Genomic DNA, 14,324 nt, shown 5'->3' on the forward strand with positions numbered 1-14,324 from the left:
GGCAAGCGGTCACGGATCGGCGGAGTGCACACCTTCAAACCGGAAATGCAGTCGTCCGACACCATTGATAAGGCCCTGTTGCGGCGGGGCGCGCCACCTTTGGCTGCGTCCGACGGAGCGGCGATGGTCAAGCTTCTGGGGGAACTTTGTCAGGCCATCGACCGGCTCGAGCTGACACTGGTCTATCAGCCCAAGTTCGACCTGCGCACCACGAAGATCGTGGGCGTCGAGGCGTTGCTGCGGTGGCCCCACCCCGAGCGCGGCATCCTCGCACCGGAGGAGTTCCTGCCCCTGGCCCGTCGGGAGGGCCTGATGGGACCTGTCAACGATTTCGTGGTGAACAGGGCGCTCGACGATGCTGTGGTGTGGCACGCCGCATCCGTCGACGTGCCGGTTGCGTCGCGGCCGACCGAATAGTCATCGCAGGCGCGATCCTTGACAATCGCACCCGGAGTGCATTTAGGCGACGCCCCGAGGGCCGCGATGCGCTCGGCAACCTCGTCGGCATAAGCCCGCACCGCGTCGACCTGCGGGTCGATCATCTCGTGCACCCCGATGAAGTTGGGCCCCACGACATTCCAGTGAATGTGCTTGAGCGTCAAATGAAGATCGTTGTAAGTGCTCAGTTGCTTCTGCAGCAGTTCGGCAAGCCGCGCCCCCTGCTTGTCCGTCAAGCCCGGAATCGTGAACTGTGTCATCAATCACGGGTAACCCGATACCTCGATCGCTAACCGCGGCCCTCGCTAAATCGAGCGAATGTGCTGCACAGGCAGCCGGGCGCCGCGGCGCGGCTCGTATGCCATTCCGCTGGCTTCAAGCAGGCGAACCACGCGGTGGCGATGCGGTCGCATCGGTTCCAGCAGTTCCAGCATGACGCCGTCATCGACCGGGCGACCTAGCAGCGTCCAGCCGATCATCTTCGGGATGTGGTAGTCGCCCACCGAAACAGCATCGGCGTCACCGAACGCCCGTTGCGCGGTCTCGGCGGCGGTCCACTCCCCGACTCCCGGCAGCGACGTCAACGCGTCGCGCGCCTGCGCCGCCGGCCACGATGCCAGGCGTTCCAGCGACGCAGCCCGACGCGCGCAGCTCACCACCGTCTGGGCCCGCCCGGGGTCGACATTGGCGCGGTGGAACTCCCACGACGGGATGGTCTGCCACACCTGCGCGGATGGCGGGACACGCATGCCGGCCGGCGCGGGGCCGGGCGGCAGTGTCCCGTACTTGGTCAGCAGCACCCGCCAGGACCGGAAGGCATCGGCGCCGGGCACCCGCTGCTCGATGACCGCCGGAACCAACGCTTCCAGCACCTGTCCGGTGCGGCCCATGCGCAGATGCGGCACCCGTCGGTGCGCGGCAGCGACCGTCGGGTCCGTCGGCGCGAAATCGGAGGCGTCGTCATCGGCACCCAGCAGCGCGGGCAGCCGCTCGATGAACTCCTCGGCTCCCCCGCCCCACGCCGCACAGTGGACGGCATTGGGCGCCGCGCGGCTGATCCGCGCCGCGACGGGGCCGGTGGCCAGCAGGCTGGTTCGCCAGATGGTGCCGTCTTCGGCGGTCTGAAAGCTCGGGTCTCGTGGACCCCTGCGCAGCGGCGCCAGCGTGTGCCTGAAGCCGGCGGTGCCGGGGAACGTGACCGTGCGCTCGCTCTTCACCTCAATAGCTCCCTGGCCGCCATGATTGACCGCGATCTGTCTACCGAGACACTATGACCATGTGACCACGCCGTTCGACGACCCGCAGGCGGAACTGGCCTGGATGTTTCTGCAGTGCCTGTGCGATGGCGCCGATATCGAGGAAGGCCTGGCGCTGCTCAGCGACGACTTCACCCACTGGAGCATCATCACCGGTACTTCCTTCGACAAGGAAACGCTGCGTGCGGCGATCGAGCAACGCAAACACCTTCTCCCAGAGGTCAACATCGAGCTGATCCGCTGCGTCAACGAGGGCGAAACGGTGGTCATCGAAGGGCATGTCGACGCCACCACGGAAACGGGAGCCCGCTATGACAGCCCGTTCGTCTGCATCTTCGATACCCGCGACGGGTTGATCGTGGCGATGCGCGAATACAGCGACACCCGGGTGGCGGCGTCGGTATTTCCCGGGCTCAGTTAATCGGCTAAGACGGTGATCTCGGCTTTGTTGGGGTAGAAGGCGACGTGCCCGGCGATCGCCGCGACCGCGGGATAGGGCTGTTCGTAGAACCAGATCGCGTCCTCGACGGTATCGCCGGCCGATGTGGTCACGCTGTAGTAGCTGGCGTCTCCCTTGAAGGGGCAGTAGGTGGCGGTGTCGGTCCGGGTCAGCCGGTCTTCGGCGACGTCGGCCAGCGGAATGTATTGCACCGCAGGCAAAGTGGCCTCCTGCAATACCAGCGCCGCCGTGGTGTCGGCGACGAGTTCGCCATTGACGCGAACCTGCACCCGTCCCTTGGTCGGCTCGATGGTGATCGGGTGTCCAGCGCTGGGTTCTAAGACTTCCCGGTGGGCCATGGTTGATTCCTCCTCAGACGCAGGTGATTGGTGCAACACCGACCGGCGCTCAACGCTTCCCGATCTCGGGCTGCCCGAATGCGTAGCGGTGGTACTGCCCAAACTTCCGCAATGGCGCTACTGCAGCCATCGCCCTGCCCAACCAGCGGTTCACGGGCGTCAGCAAATCGAATGTGTGGCTGTCGAATGCCGATTGCCAGGCCAAAAGACGGGCCGCCGGAACCGCGTCGACGATGTCGGCGGGCCCGTTGGTCGCCCAGTGCAGCCTCGAACCCGAGCGGCGCACGATGGGGTTGCTGAGCTGCGACGAGCGAATCCCGAACGTACTGAACGCATCGAACTGCAGTTCGCCCGAAGGGAACCGATCGACGACACGACGCAGCAGCGCCAGCCCGTCGTCCCTGGTACGGCGTCAGGCCCTCACCAACGAGCAGGGCGGGGCTGTCGGCCGGGATTTCGGCCAGCCAGGACGGGTCGGTCACTGACGCCGCCAGCATCCGGTAATTCGCCCGACCGGGATACCCGCGTTCGCGCAGTCCGATGACTTCGGGGTAGTCGATGTCGTACCACCGCACACCCGCGGGCGGATCCAGCCGATGCACGCGCGCATCCAGGCCACAACCCACGTGCAGCACAGTGACTTCCTCATGCACGGCCAGGAATTGGCGGGTCCAGTCGTCGAAGTGCAGGGTGCGGATGGCGACCGACGGGGCCTGCCGCGCATTGATACCCGTTGCTTCCCAGTCGTAGTTGATGCGCGCGACAGCCGCCTTGGCGTGCTGGTCCCCCAGGATCGAGCGGAGCGCATCGGCGTCGAGCGCCTTGGCGTACAGCGTCGCCAGCATGGTTTGGGGCGGCCCGTTCAAGTCGACACGAATGCGCTCCACGTGGGCGAGCTTATTCGGGTTGGGCGGCGGCGCTGTTCTTCCTGTTTTTCCCGGCGGTACGCATCGCGGCCCAGAACCGGGCGGCCTCGCGAATCGATTCCTCGACCGGACGCGGCTGCCAGCCCAGTTCGCGGACCGCCTTGCTCTGATCGACATCGGCTTCGGCGCGCATCATCCGCACCGATTTGAGGCTGAGTTCGGCGTCTTTGCCGGTGAGCCGGGCCCTGAGGCTGCCCAGCGCGCCCAGCGCATACAGCGCCGGCACCGAGATCGAGCGTGCCGGCGGCGGCACACCGGCCTCGTCGGCAGCGATGCGCACCACATCCTTCAGCGGGATCATCCGTTCGGAGATCAGGTAGCGCTCGCCGATGCGCCCATGTTCTGCGGCGAGAATCATTGCCCTGGCGGCATCGTCGACGCCGACGACTTCCAGCTGGACGCCGCTCATCACGAACGGCAGCTTGCCGAAGACCGCGCCGGCGATGAAGGCGCCGTGCGGGGTGCGGCCCCAGTCGCCGCTGCCGTAGGTCGTCGAGACGCACATTGCGACGGCAGGCAGGCCGGCCTCGGCCACGTACTGCATCACCAGATTCTCGGCCTGAACCCGGGATTGAACGTAGGGAGTCAATCCGCGCGAGCCGATCACGTCGTCCTCGGTCGCCACGTGACCATGCCGCCGGCCCACCGTCGCGTAGGTGCTGGTGAAGATGAACCGGTGCAAGTCGGGTTGTTTGACGGCGACGTCGAGAACGTTGCGCAGGCCTTCGACGTTGGTGCGAAACAGCGGCGCCGGGTCACGCAACCAGGCGCGGGTGTCGACGACGCAGTAGTACACGTCGTCGACACCGTCCATCGCCTCGCGCAACGTGTCGGTGTCGAAGACGTCGCCATGAAAGCGGATGACCTGAAGGTCGTCGATGCCGCGGGTGTTGGCGGTCGGCCGCACCATGGCCCGCACTTGTTCACCGTCGGCGACCAGCTGGCGGGTGACGTGTGAACCCAAGAAACCGTTGGCGCCGATGACCAATTTGTCCAGTTTGGGTTTGGTGCTCACTGCTGCCCACCGCCGTTCTCCTGCATCCAGCGCGCAGCGGCGTCGTCGAGCGTGCCCAGGGCCTGCGCCTTGCGGCACCACTTCAGCCCCGCTTTCAGGAAGCGCAGTGGGTTGTAGATGTCTTCCTGGCGGCACCACAGGCCGTCGCCGGCATAGGTGACGATGGAGATGTTCGTTGCGCTGACGACGCTGCCGTCACCGGGGTCGGCCATCGGATTGTCCAGTTCGCAGATGATCCTTCCGGTGGACTCGTCGATGACCGACCACAACGTCGGGAACGCGATCATGTGGCTGCCCGGGAAGGTGGTCATCGTCCGCTGAATCCAGTCGCGCACCTGCTCGCGACCTTTCATCGTGCCCGCCGCGTGCTCGATGTAGTCGACGTCCGGCGTGTACTGAGCGACCCAGGCGTCCCAGTCGCGTGTTTCGGCGGCCCGGGCGACCGTCTCCTCAAATTTGTCGAACGCGCCCGAAAGTTCGCTACGCGAGAACGCTCGCGTGGTCATCTGGGCTCCTTGGCGCCGTTGCAGGTCATCGCCGGAGTGTAGCCTGGGGAACGTCTTTGGTTCCCGGGCGCTCAGGAGGAACACAGCATGACAAACACCCAAAAAGCGATCCTCGCCGGCGGCTGCTTCTGGGGAATGCAAGACCTGATCCGCAAGCAGCCCGGCGTGCTCTCGACCCGGGTCGGCTACAGCGGCGGCGAGGTCCCCAACGCGACCTACCGCAATCACGGCATGCACGCCGAGGCCGTCGAAATCGTGTACGACCCCGCGGTCACCGACTACCGCACGCTGCTGGAGTTCTTCTTCCAGATCCACGACCCCACAACGAAGAACCGGCAGGGTAACGACATGGGGCCCAGCTACCGGTCGGCCGTCTTCTACCTCGACGACGAGCAGAAGCGAATCGCGCTGGACACCATCGCGGACGTCGAGGCGTCCGGCCTGTGGCCCGGCAAAGTCGTGACCGAGGTCAGCCCGGCCGGGGATTTCTGGGAGGCCGAGCCCGAGCATCAGGATTACCTAGAGCGCTACCCCGATGGGTACACCTGCCACTACGTGCGTCCCGGCTGGAAGCTGCCGCGACGGGCTGACGCTAACACGCCGACCCTGCACTGAGGGCCAGGTTTTCGGCCGGTCCCAGGCCCTGGATGCAGGCTCGGTGACGTCACCGCAGACTCAGCGCCGGCGCACGACGATCTGTCCGCCATCTTTCGGGGTGTAGGCAACACCGCGGCAGTACCAGCCCTCCGCGGGGGCATCGGTGGTCTCGATAGTGAAGTGGCGCAACACCGTTCGAAGCACCACGTCCATCTCCATGTTGGCGAATGCGGCCCCCACACACCGGCGGGTGCCACCGCCGAACGGAATCCACGCGAAGGCGGACGGCTTGGCTCCCACGTACCGCTGCGGATCGAAACGTTCCGGGTGGGGAAAGACGTTGGGGTTCTCGTGTATCTGCGCGATACTGACGATCATCGAATAGCCGCGCGGAATGACCCATTCGCCGAGTTGGTAGACCGGCGGGTAGATGCTGCGAGCCGCGAAATCGATGACGGTCCTGGACCTTTGGACTTCCAGGATCGTCGCCTGACGCAACTCCTGGCCATCGCTGTCGGCTTCCTCGACCAAGGCGGCCAGCAAATCCGGGTGCCGGGTTACCCGCTCGAACGCCCAGGCCAGCGTGGAGGCGGTGGTTTCGTGCCCGGCGGCCAGCAGGGTGAGAAGTTCGTCGCCAATGTCCTTGCGCGACATGGCCGAACCATCGTCGTAGGTGCTTCGCAGCATCAACGCGAGCACATCGGTTCGATCGGCGAAGTTCGGGTCCGCCCGCTCGTCGGCGATCAGTTTGTCGATGACGACGTCGTACTGGCGCCGCCACACGTCCAATCGGCCCCACGGGCTGTAGCGTCCATAGCTGCGTTTGGGTTTCGGCAACGCTGCCAGGCGCGAGCCGAGGGTGACCCAGGGCGGGATCAGCCGGCGCAGCTCGTCGAGTTCGGCCCCGTCGGCCCCGAAGACCGCGCGCAGGATGGCGTTGAGCGTGATGTGCATCATCGACGGCAGCGTTGGGAACGGTTGGCCTTCGGGCCATTTCGCGGTCTCACGCAGGGTCTCTTCTTCGATGATCGCCTCGTAGTTCTTCATGCTCTTGCCGTGGAACGGAGGCGCCAACAACCGTCGCCGACGGCGGTGCTCCTCGCGATCGAGGGCGAACACCGACCCGCTTCCGAACAGGCGGCTGAGATTGGGCTGGATGTTGCCGAGCTCGTCGGGGCTGGTGGTGAAGATCTGCTTGGCCAGCTCCGGGTCGGCGACCACGACGACGCGGCCGAACATCGGCACGTTCAGTGTGAAGACGTTGCCGTAGCGGCGCACCAGATGCCGGATCATCCACCGCCGCGACATCGCAAAGGCCATGCCTTGGAACATCTTTGGGAGCCGGGTGGCAGGGGGCAGTCGGACTGCGGGTGACGCCGGCGGGGCGACGACTGCTTCGCTCATGGCGGGGTGCTCCCAACATTTGGCCCCCGAATTCGGGGCTGGTACCGCGGTGTACCGGGGCTTTGCCGGTACGGTACTCTGTGGTACCAAAGATGACAAGGTCTTTCGAGGTCCCGTATTCACCGAAAGGGGGCCGGGCGTGACATCAGCGGCAGCGGCGACAGCAGTGGCCGGCGACGCGGCTCTCGGCGAGCCGGTAGCCAAGCCGGACCCTTTTCGGCTGCGGCTGCTCGACGGCCTCGCCGCCTCGATCGGTGAGCGCGGATACCGTGCCACCACAGTCGCCGACATCGTCCGCCACGCCCGCACGTCGAAGCGGACGTTCTACGACCAGTTCCCGGGCAAGGAGCAGTGCTTTCTGGAGCTGTTGCGCGCCGACATCGACAGGCTCGGCGACAGCATCCAGGCAGCGGTCGATCCCGAAGCCGACTGGCACCGGCAGATCCGTCAGGCGGTCGAGGCATACGTCGGATATATCGAGGCCCGGCCGGCCATCACTTTGAGCTGGATTCGCGAACTCCCGTCGCTGGGTGCCGCCGCCCGCCCGGTCCAGCGCCGCGGGTTGCAGCTGTTGTCCAACCTGCTCATCGATCTCAGTGCCAGCCCGGGCTTTCGGCGGGCTGATCTGCCGCCGCTGACGGCGCCGCTGGCCGTGATCCTGCTGGGCGGCCTGCGTGAACTGACCGCGCTTGCCGTCGAAGATGGACGACCCGTCCGGGAGATCGTCGAACCGGGAGTGGATGCGTCGGTAGCGCTGCTCGGGCCTCGACACTGAGCACACGTCGCCTAGGCTCATCGCAAACCGCCAAGAAACTTAAGGACTGCGATGCGGCTATCCACCCGAAACCAGCTCAAGGGCACCATCACCGAAGTCGACCTCGGCACCGTGATGGCGGTCGTGAAGGTTCGACTCGACGGCGGCGATCAGATCGTGACCTCCTCGGTGACCAAAGATGCCGCGCTTGACCTCGGCCTGGCGGTCGGTCAGCCCGCGACGGTATTCATCAAGTCGACAGAAGTGACGATCGGCGTCGAATAACCGTGGCCGCCACCGTGCGCGCCGAAAGCTTCTATGCCGACACCAAAAATGTTGCGCTGGAAGCTGTTCCGATCCCCGAGCCGGGACCCGGCGAGGTTCTGATCAAGGTCAGGCGCCGACCATCGGGCCCACGGCAGTGTTCGGGTTGACCCGCAAGCAGGTGCTCGGCCACCTCGGCTACCAGAACGTCGACATCGCAACCCTGGCGAAATTGGTGTCGTGTGGGCGCCTTGACGTGTCGCGTTCGATCAGCGAGATCGTCTCACTCGAAGATGTCGCGTTGGGCATCGAGAAGCTGGAGCGTCAGGAGGGCAACCCGATCCGCATCCTGGTCAAGCCTTGAGAAAAGCCCGGCACACACGCCGCGACACATAAACCACGCATACGACACGCCGAAAAGCACCGCCGCAGTTTATGAATCGGCGTCGAGGCAGGCTCGTATCCGGTGCCACGCCGTGCTCGCTGGTGGATTATCCAGTGGCCGTTCGGTCTAGCAGGCCAAACGAATCAGCCATGTTGTCGCGCTGAGGTGGCAAATTGTAGCCGACTCCCCCCAGAGCCCAGTGTGGTAAATGTGACCCATGCGCCCTGTGGGGTATTTGTCGGCCACATCTGTCACACCGGTCTTCCGCAAAGACGATGTCCGTTGTGCCCGCCCAGGCGCCCACAGCTACTCCAGGAATCGCTCGACATACGGCGCGAATCGGGAACGCAGATCGTCCTCCCGCAGCCCGAACATCTCGTAGGACGTTTCGACGCTTCCCAGCCGGCCGCGCCGGTGGCCACTCAGATAGTCAGCGACAGCGCTGCGCGCTTGTTCGGTGAACGGTTCGCCGGCCAGGGCGTAGACCTTTTCGGCAACCCCGAATTCGTCGGCCATGAAATCGTCGAATCGGATGTCGATCGAGCGGTCGGGTCCGATGGTGTCGCGATCGCGGACGAGCGCGTTCAGCATTTGTTCGAGACGGTCGATCCAGGAATTCGCGATCTGTTCCACCGGCACCGGTGCGCGGTGCATGCGGGCGGAGTAGGTGATCATCGCAACCATCGACAACGCCACCGGCACCGGGTCGCGATGGGTGAACACGGCGATGCTGCCGGGGAAAACGCGATCCAGCACCGGCACCTGCTCGAGGTGCTGGGGCGACTTGAGCAGCCAGCGCCGCCCCCCGCGCAGGAACTGCATCGCCTTGAGCTGGGTGGCCAGGTATTCGTAGTGGGGCGTCTGGTCGTGGGCCCGGTAGTAGTCACGCCAGCGCGGAACGTCGGCGAGAGTCTCGAACAGCATCGTGGACACGTCGTTGGCGAGCAGCTGGATCTCTTCGTGGACGTGATCGGTGGTCATCTCGTGCATGAGCGCGAAATGCGGCATCACCATGTTGATCACCCCGACCGCGACGTCCATCCGCGTCCGCCGCGGATCCGGCTCTAATAGAGGGTCCCGGCCAACCTCCTGCGGCAATGGGAACGGCTCGACGCTTTCCCAGTACGGCATAGTGCGGAAGGTGGGCGCCGCCGCCAGCAGATTGTGCAGGTGGGTGGTGCCGGTGCGGGGCAGCCCGGCGATCACCACCGGCGGCCGCAGTTCGATGTCGTCGATCTCGGGGTGCCGGCTCAACAGGTCGGCCAGCAGGAGCCGGTTCTTGAGCAACTGCAGCAGTTGCCCGTAGAAGTTGACCACCCCGGCGTCGTGCAGACCGTCGATCTCGCGCAGCGCGGCGAGGTAGACGTCGAACCGTTCGCGGTAGTCGTCGGGACCGAAATCGCGCATGCCGGTGTCGGCGCTGGCCTGGGCGTGCAGCGCGTCGGCATCCAACGGGCACTGCGGGGCCAGCGTGGCCATCATGTCGAGGATCTGCTGGGCCTCCGTGCTGAATCGAGGTTCGGCCAGGTCGTCAAGACGAACTTGGGTCACGGCGACTTATGTTACTCTGAGTTTCGTAATGGTTGTTGATTTTGGCCGACCCCGTGACTCACGCATCGACGGTGCGGTGCTGCGCGCCACGGTTGAGCTTCTCTCCGAAACCGGCTATCCGGGGCTGCTGGTCTCCGCCATCGCCGAGCGGGCCGGCACCAGCAAGCCGGCGATCTACCGGCGCTGGCCGAGCAAAGCGCACCTCGTGTACGAGGCCGTGTTCCCGATCGGCGCCGCGACGGCCATTCCCGATACCGGATCGCTGCCCGAGGACCTGCGCGAAATGGTGCGCCGCGCAATGGTTTTCCTGACGACACCGGCCGCCACGGCGGCGCTGCCGGGGCTGGTCGGCGAGATGGCGGCGGATCCGACGCTGCATTCGGCGCTGTTGGAGCGGTTCGCCGGCATCATCGGCGGTGGGCTCGCCGAGTTGCTGGAAAGAGCCGCGGCGCGGGGCGAGGTCCGCGCCGACGTGACCGCCGGCGAGCTCGCCTCCCAATTGACGGAAGCCATCGCCGGCATCACATTGATGGGCCTGCTCACGCGCCCCGCCGAACTCGACGACACCTGGGTCGATAGCACCACCACGTTGCTCCTGAAGGGAATCAGCGCATGACGAACGAATCGACCGCCGCGTGGCGAGAGCTGCTGGCGACCGTCGGGGAACTGGACCGCGGCTTCCTCGAGGGCGACCGCGCGGTCACCGACGACCGGCACATCGCCGACGGCTACCGGATGCTCGCCGCCACATTGGGCGTGGCGTTCGACACCTATCTGTTCCCCGAACCCGGCCGGCCGCAGTTCGTCGCGGTGAACACGCCGTTCCGGCGCGATCGTCGCTGGGGCGGCGACAACACCGACGCGTACTACCTCATCTGCCCCGTCGAGCCCACGCGGCGCTACCGCATCAGCGGCAATAAGGGCGACAGCGTGTACTTCTCGGTGACGGCGTACAACGAACCATCGCCCGGCGCGTGGTCGGACCGGGTCGTTGCGATCATCCGGGACACCGACCTCGACATCGGCGCCGACGGCAACTTCAGTTTCGAATTTCCCGCGACACCCGACGCCGCCGTGCTGATGACCCGTGACTACCAGGCCGACCCGCTGACCGGCCGCCCGGTTTCCTGGCAAATCGAAGCGCTCGACGAGCCCGACCCGCTACGGCACGGCGACGCGGAGACCGCCGCACGTCTGCGGGCGACGGCCACCTGGCTGCGCACCATGTTCGCCATCGTTCCTCTGGCCGTCGGAACGCGCACGGACGAGAAGCACGCACTCGGGCACGAAACCGCGCATGCCGCAAACCAATTCGCCGACCCCTACCAGGTGCCCGACGCCAACTTCGGCTGGTCGGCGCGCGACGCCTGCTACTCATACGGCAGTTTCGTGCTCGACGACGACGAAGCGCTGGTCATCAGGCACCGGCCGCCGTCGTGCAGGTTCTGGAACCTGGTGGTGTGGAACCAGTTCATGGCCACCTATGGAGCCTCAGATGCTCGTTGCTCCCTCAACGGCCACAGCGCAGTGCTCAATAGTGACGGCTCCGTGACGATCGTCTTGTCCCGCGGCATGACGGCACACCCGAATTCACTGACCGCGCTGGGCTATCCACGTGGCAACCTCGCCTTCCGGTGGTTCCTCGCCGACGGGGTGCCGGCACGGCCGGAGGTAGAACTCCTCAAGACATCGGACGCGCCGACCGACGTGTATTAAACCTCGCGGACCAGCTCGCTGGCCCGGCCCAGGATGGCCAGCTTGGCATCCACCGTGTCCCCCGCCGGATACAGCCGCACGGTATTCACGCCGGCATCTCGCCAGACAGCGAGTCGCGCCCGCACCATCTCCTGAGTCCCGATCAGGGTGGTGGCCAGCACCATCTCGTCGGTCACCAGCCCGGCCGCGCCGTCGCGGTCGCCGCCCCGCCAGCGCTGGCGTACCTCGCCCGCGACTTCGGCCCAGCCCTGCCGGCTGTAGGCCTGGTTGTAGTAATTCGTGCTCGACGATCCCATGCCGCCGAGGCTGAACGCGAGTTCTTTCTTGCGGTCGGCGACCATGCTGGTGAGTTCGTCTTCGTCGGCGGCGAAGGCGACTTCGGCACCCTGACAGATGTCGATGTCGGCACGAGTGCGGCCGGCAGCCGCCAGGCCGTCGTCGAGGTGGGCGAAGTAGGCGTCCCCGGCGCCTTCCGGGACGAAGCTGGTGCCCAGCCATCCGTCGGCGACCTCTCCGGTCAACCGCAACATTGCCGGCGAGAGCGCGGCCAGGTAGATCGGGATGTCGTGCTCTGGACGCGTCGACAACCGCATCGGCACCGCTTCCCCGCCGGGGCGAGGGATCTGAAACTCTTTGCCGGAGTATGAGATTTTGCCGCCGCCAAACGCCTGCCGCACGATGTCGACGGTTTCGCGCATGCGGGTCAGCGGCCGGTTGAACGAGGAGCCGTGCAGGCCCTCGATCACCTGCGGACCGGACGCGCCCAGGCCGAGTAGAAACCGCCCAGAGCACAGATTAGATAGCGTGATCGCGGTCTGGGCGACCAGAACCGGCGACCGGATGCCGAGCTGCAGGATCCCCGAACCGAGCAGCATCCGGCTGGTCCGCGCCGCGAGATAGCCTAGCGCCGACGGCGCGTCCGAACCCCATGCCTCCGCGACCCAGCAGACGTCCAGCCCCAGCTTTTCCGCCTCGACGACAAATGCCACGATTTCACTGACATCGCGACCCGTGCCGGACAATTCGACCGTCGTCGCGGTCCGCATCACCGCACCCCGTGTTCAGCCAGCCGCTTGATCGCCGCCAGAGTCTTGTCGATCGCGGCCTCGAACTCACGCAGCCGCACGAAAACGATCTTTTGTTCCTTATCGGGCATCGAGTCGATCGCCACCGACAAGCCCGAGCGTCCCGGGCCCATCTGCATCCAGAAGCTCAGTGCGGTACCCCCGTCGCGGGGCGTCAGCCGAAAGCGCCACTTCGCCGAGGGATTGTCGGGGTCGCCTACCGCCCAAGCGAATTCACGGGGCTCGTCGTACTCGATGATCTGCGAGGTGGAGCTCCATTGTCCGAACGCCTCGTGCTCGTTGTATCCGACGAAGCGGGCACCCACCCGGGGCCTGTCGGCTCCGTCGGCCCACTCCACCCGCTGCAGCTCGTTGCTGAGCGTCGGCATCAGCTGGATATCGGAGACCAGACTCCAGACCCGCTCTGGATCGACGTCGATCCATGTCGATGCTTCCACTGTTGGGTTGTCCGCGTAGCGGGCGCCGGTCCATTCCACGGCCCCATTGTCCCCCACCCGGAGGTGGGCGACACCCGCCAATTACGCGGCGGCTGGGACTCGATCGGCTGGCTTGCCCTGGGCCGTGCGCCGCAGAGGCCAGGACTCCGGGAAGGCCAACTTGACGATCTTGCGGACGACGGTGCCGAACTGCCGCGGCAGCGGGCCGCTGTTGTACGGGACGCCGTAGCGTTCGCAGATCTCTTGCACCTCGGGCGCGATGTCGGCGTACCGGCGCGCCGGAACGTCCGGGAACAGGTGGTGCTCGATCTGGTGCGACAGGTTGCCGGACATTAGATGGAAGAACTTGCCGCCGGTCAGGTTCGCCGAACCGAGGACCTGACGGAAGTACCACCTGCCGCGCGACTCATCCTTGGTCTCCTCGACGGTGAATTCCTGTGTGCCGTCCGGGAAGTGGCCGCAGAAGATGATCATGTACGACCACACGTTGCGCATCAGGTTGGCCGTGAGGTTGCCGCTGAACACGAACGGCGCGAACGGGCCGGCCAGCAGCGGGAAGGCGACGTAATCCTTCAGCGTCTGGCGGCGGGTCTTCTTCCAGATCGCGCGCAGCACGTCGCGCTTGTCGGCAAGCTTGATTTCACCGGAGGTGATGCGCTCGGTTTCCATTTCGTGCAGCGCGACGCCGTACTGGAACAGCACCATCAGCAGGAACGCGTAGACCGGGTTGCCCAGGAAATACGGGCTCCACTTCTGGTCTTCGCTCATCCGCAGGATGCCGTAGCCGATGTCGCGGTCCATGCCCACGATGTTGGTGTGGGTGTGATGCATGTAGTTGTGCGAATGCCGCCACTGATCGGCGGGGCAGGCGGTGTCCCACTCGAAGGATTGGCCGGAGATCGCCGGGTCACGCATCCAGTCGTACTGACCGTGCATGATGTTGTGGCCGATCTCCATGTTGTCCAGGATTTTCGCGATGCCGAGCATCCCGGTACCCAGCAGCCACGCCGGGGGCAGGAACAACAGGGCGCGCCCACCCACTTCCAGCGCGCGCTGGGTTTTGATGACGCGACGGATGTAGTCGGCGTCCTTTTCGCCGAGGTCTGCTATCACGCGTTCTTTGATGGCGTCGAGTTCGCGGCCGAATGCTTCGGCCTGCTCGGGGGTGAGGGCGATCGTGTTATTTGGCATG

The 14,324-nt window shown here is 65.7% G+C and carries 16 protein-coding genes and 3 pseudogenes; 8 read left to right on the forward strand and 11 right to left on the reverse strand.

The genetic code is table 11. The features are described 5' to 3' along the window. The first annotated feature begins 123 nt into the window (after positions 1-123). A complete protein-coding gene (locus tag ACLP9N_RS18800) occupies positions 124-417 on the forward strand; it encodes an EAL domain-containing protein (RefSeq protein WP_442408877.1) in 294 nt (97 codons plus the stop codon). Here ACLP9N_RS18800 and ACLP9N_RS18805 read toward each other — a convergent pair. Continuing rightward, positions 399-698, reverse strand: a pseudogene (locus ACLP9N_RS18805) (Dps family protein); the annotation flags it as partial. The gene ACLP9N_RS18800 and the pseudogene ACLP9N_RS18805 sit on opposite strands and share 19 nt — an antisense overlap. A gap of 45 nt (positions 699-743) precedes the next feature. After that, the gene (locus ACLP9N_RS18810; RefSeq protein ID WP_442408837.1) at positions 744-1,655 is read right to left on the reverse strand and encodes a DNA-3-methyladenine glycosylase family protein; all 912 of its coding nucleotides are present in this window, start codon (positions 1,653-1,655) and stop codon (positions 744-746) included. Positions 1,656-1,758: 103 nt separating this feature from the next. On the opposite strand from ACLP9N_RS18810, the gene ACLP9N_RS18815 reads away from it, so the two are divergent. Then, the gene (locus ACLP9N_RS18815) at positions 1,759-2,115 is read left to right on the forward strand and encodes a nuclear transport factor 2 family protein (RefSeq protein ID WP_442408878.1); all 357 of its coding nucleotides are present in this window, start codon (positions 1,759-1,761) and stop codon (positions 2,113-2,115) included. On the opposite strand, the gene ACLP9N_RS18820 is transcribed toward ACLP9N_RS18815, so the two are convergent. The 4 genes and pseudogenes from ACLP9N_RS18820 to ACLP9N_RS18835 all read right to left on the reverse strand — a co-directional run bounded on the left by ACLP9N_RS18820 (position 2,112) and on the right by ACLP9N_RS18835 (position 4,939). Then, positions 2,112-2,492, reverse strand: a complete 381-nt coding sequence (locus ACLP9N_RS18820) for a DUF427 domain-containing protein (RefSeq protein ID WP_442408838.1) — start codon at positions 2,490-2,492, stop codon at positions 2,112-2,114. The two genes, ACLP9N_RS18815 and ACLP9N_RS18820, sit on opposite strands and share 4 nt — an antisense overlap. Positions 2,493-2,541: 49 nt before the next feature. Continuing rightward, a pseudogene (locus ACLP9N_RS18825) lies at positions 2,542-3,337 on the reverse strand (class I SAM-dependent methyltransferase). Positions 3,338-3,389: 52 nt separating this feature from the next. Next, positions 3,390-4,433, reverse strand: a complete 1,044-nt coding sequence (locus ACLP9N_RS18830; RefSeq protein ID WP_442408839.1) for an NAD-dependent epimerase/dehydratase family protein — start codon at positions 4,431-4,433, stop codon at positions 3,390-3,392. Beyond that, a complete protein-coding gene (locus ACLP9N_RS18835; protein ID WP_442408840.1) occupies positions 4,430-4,939 on the reverse strand; it encodes a nuclear transport factor 2 family protein in 510 nt (169 codons plus the stop codon). The genes ACLP9N_RS18830 and ACLP9N_RS18835 overlap by 4 nt, the downstream gene beginning before the upstream one ends. 87 nt (positions 4,940-5,026) lie before the next feature. Between ACLP9N_RS18835 and msrA the strand changes: the two genes are divergently transcribed. Further along, entirely contained in the window at positions 5,027-5,554 is a 528-nt protein-coding gene (gene msrA, locus ACLP9N_RS18840; protein WP_442408841.1) for a peptide-methionine (S)-S-oxide reductase MsrA, read from the forward strand. Between the two features lie 60 nt (positions 5,555-5,614). Here the strand turns inward: msrA and ACLP9N_RS18845 are convergent, their stop codons facing one another. Then, complete coding sequence (locus ACLP9N_RS18845) at positions 5,615-6,940, reverse strand: cytochrome P450 (protein WP_442408842.1); 1,326 nt, start codon at positions 6,938-6,940, stop codon at positions 5,615-5,617. Positions 6,941-7,079: 139 nt separating this feature from the next. Here ACLP9N_RS18845 and ACLP9N_RS18850 point away from each other — a divergent pair, with 139 nt between their 5' ends. The 3 genes and pseudogenes from ACLP9N_RS18850 to ACLP9N_RS18860 form a co-directional block, all read left to right on the forward strand. Then, positions 7,080-7,715 carry a TetR/AcrR family transcriptional regulator gene (locus tag ACLP9N_RS18850; protein ID WP_442408843.1) on the forward strand — a complete coding sequence of 212 codons (636 nt, stop codon included), beginning with the start codon at positions 7,080-7,082 and terminating at the stop codon, positions 7,713-7,715. 51 nt (positions 7,716-7,766) lie between these two features. Then, positions 7,767-7,979, forward strand: coding sequence for a TOBE domain-containing protein (locus tag ACLP9N_RS18855; protein ID WP_442408844.1), 213 nt, complete (start codon positions 7,767-7,769; stop codon positions 7,977-7,979). A gap of 109 nt (positions 7,980-8,088) precedes the next feature. Continuing rightward, positions 8,089-8,322: pseudogene (locus ACLP9N_RS18860) on the forward strand (zinc-binding dehydrogenase); the annotation flags it as partial. Between the two features lie 327 nt (positions 8,323-8,649). Here ACLP9N_RS18860 and ACLP9N_RS18865 read toward each other — a convergent pair. Next, positions 8,650-9,825, reverse strand: a complete 1,176-nt coding sequence (locus ACLP9N_RS18865; protein ID WP_442408879.1) for a sulfotransferase family protein — start codon at positions 9,823-9,825, stop codon at positions 8,650-8,652. Between the two features lie 97 nt (positions 9,826-9,922). Here ACLP9N_RS18865 and ACLP9N_RS18870 point away from each other — a divergent pair, with 97 nt between their 5' ends. Together ACLP9N_RS18870 and ACLP9N_RS18875 are read left to right on the forward strand one after the other, a co-directional pair. Further along, positions 9,923-10,510, forward strand: coding sequence for a TetR/AcrR family transcriptional regulator (locus ACLP9N_RS18870; RefSeq protein ID WP_442408845.1), 588 nt, complete (start codon positions 9,923-9,925; stop codon positions 10,508-10,510). Next, entirely contained in the window at positions 10,507-11,610 is a 1,104-nt protein-coding gene (locus ACLP9N_RS18875) for a DUF1214 domain-containing protein (RefSeq protein WP_442408846.1), read from the forward strand. The genes ACLP9N_RS18870 and ACLP9N_RS18875 overlap by 4 nt, the downstream gene beginning before the upstream one ends. Here the strand turns inward: ACLP9N_RS18875 and ACLP9N_RS18880 are convergent. From ACLP9N_RS18880 to ACLP9N_RS18890, 3 genes are read right to left on the reverse strand one after another with little or no spacing between them, the layout of a single operon-like run. Then, positions 11,607-12,656 carry an LLM class flavin-dependent oxidoreductase gene (locus ACLP9N_RS18880; protein WP_442408847.1) on the reverse strand — a complete coding sequence of 350 codons (1,050 nt, stop codon included), beginning with the start codon at positions 12,654-12,656 and terminating at the stop codon, positions 11,607-11,609. The two genes, ACLP9N_RS18875 and ACLP9N_RS18880, sit on opposite strands and share 4 nt — an antisense overlap. Then, positions 12,656-13,171, reverse strand: coding sequence for an SRPBCC family protein (locus tag ACLP9N_RS18885; RefSeq protein ID WP_442408848.1), 516 nt, complete (start codon positions 13,169-13,171; stop codon positions 12,656-12,658). The genes ACLP9N_RS18880 and ACLP9N_RS18885 overlap by 1 nt, the downstream gene beginning before the upstream one ends. A gap of 42 nt (positions 13,172-13,213) precedes the next feature. Continuing rightward, a complete protein-coding gene (locus ACLP9N_RS18890) occupies positions 13,214-14,323 on the reverse strand; it encodes a fatty acid desaturase family protein (protein ID WP_442408849.1) in 1,110 nt (369 codons plus the stop codon). Between the last annotated feature and the right edge of the window lies 1 nt (position 14,324).

Source organism: Mycobacterium sp. (assembly GCF_052144515.1).
Lineage (GTDB): Bacteria > Actinomycetota > Actinomycetes > Mycobacteriales > Mycobacteriaceae > Mycobacterium.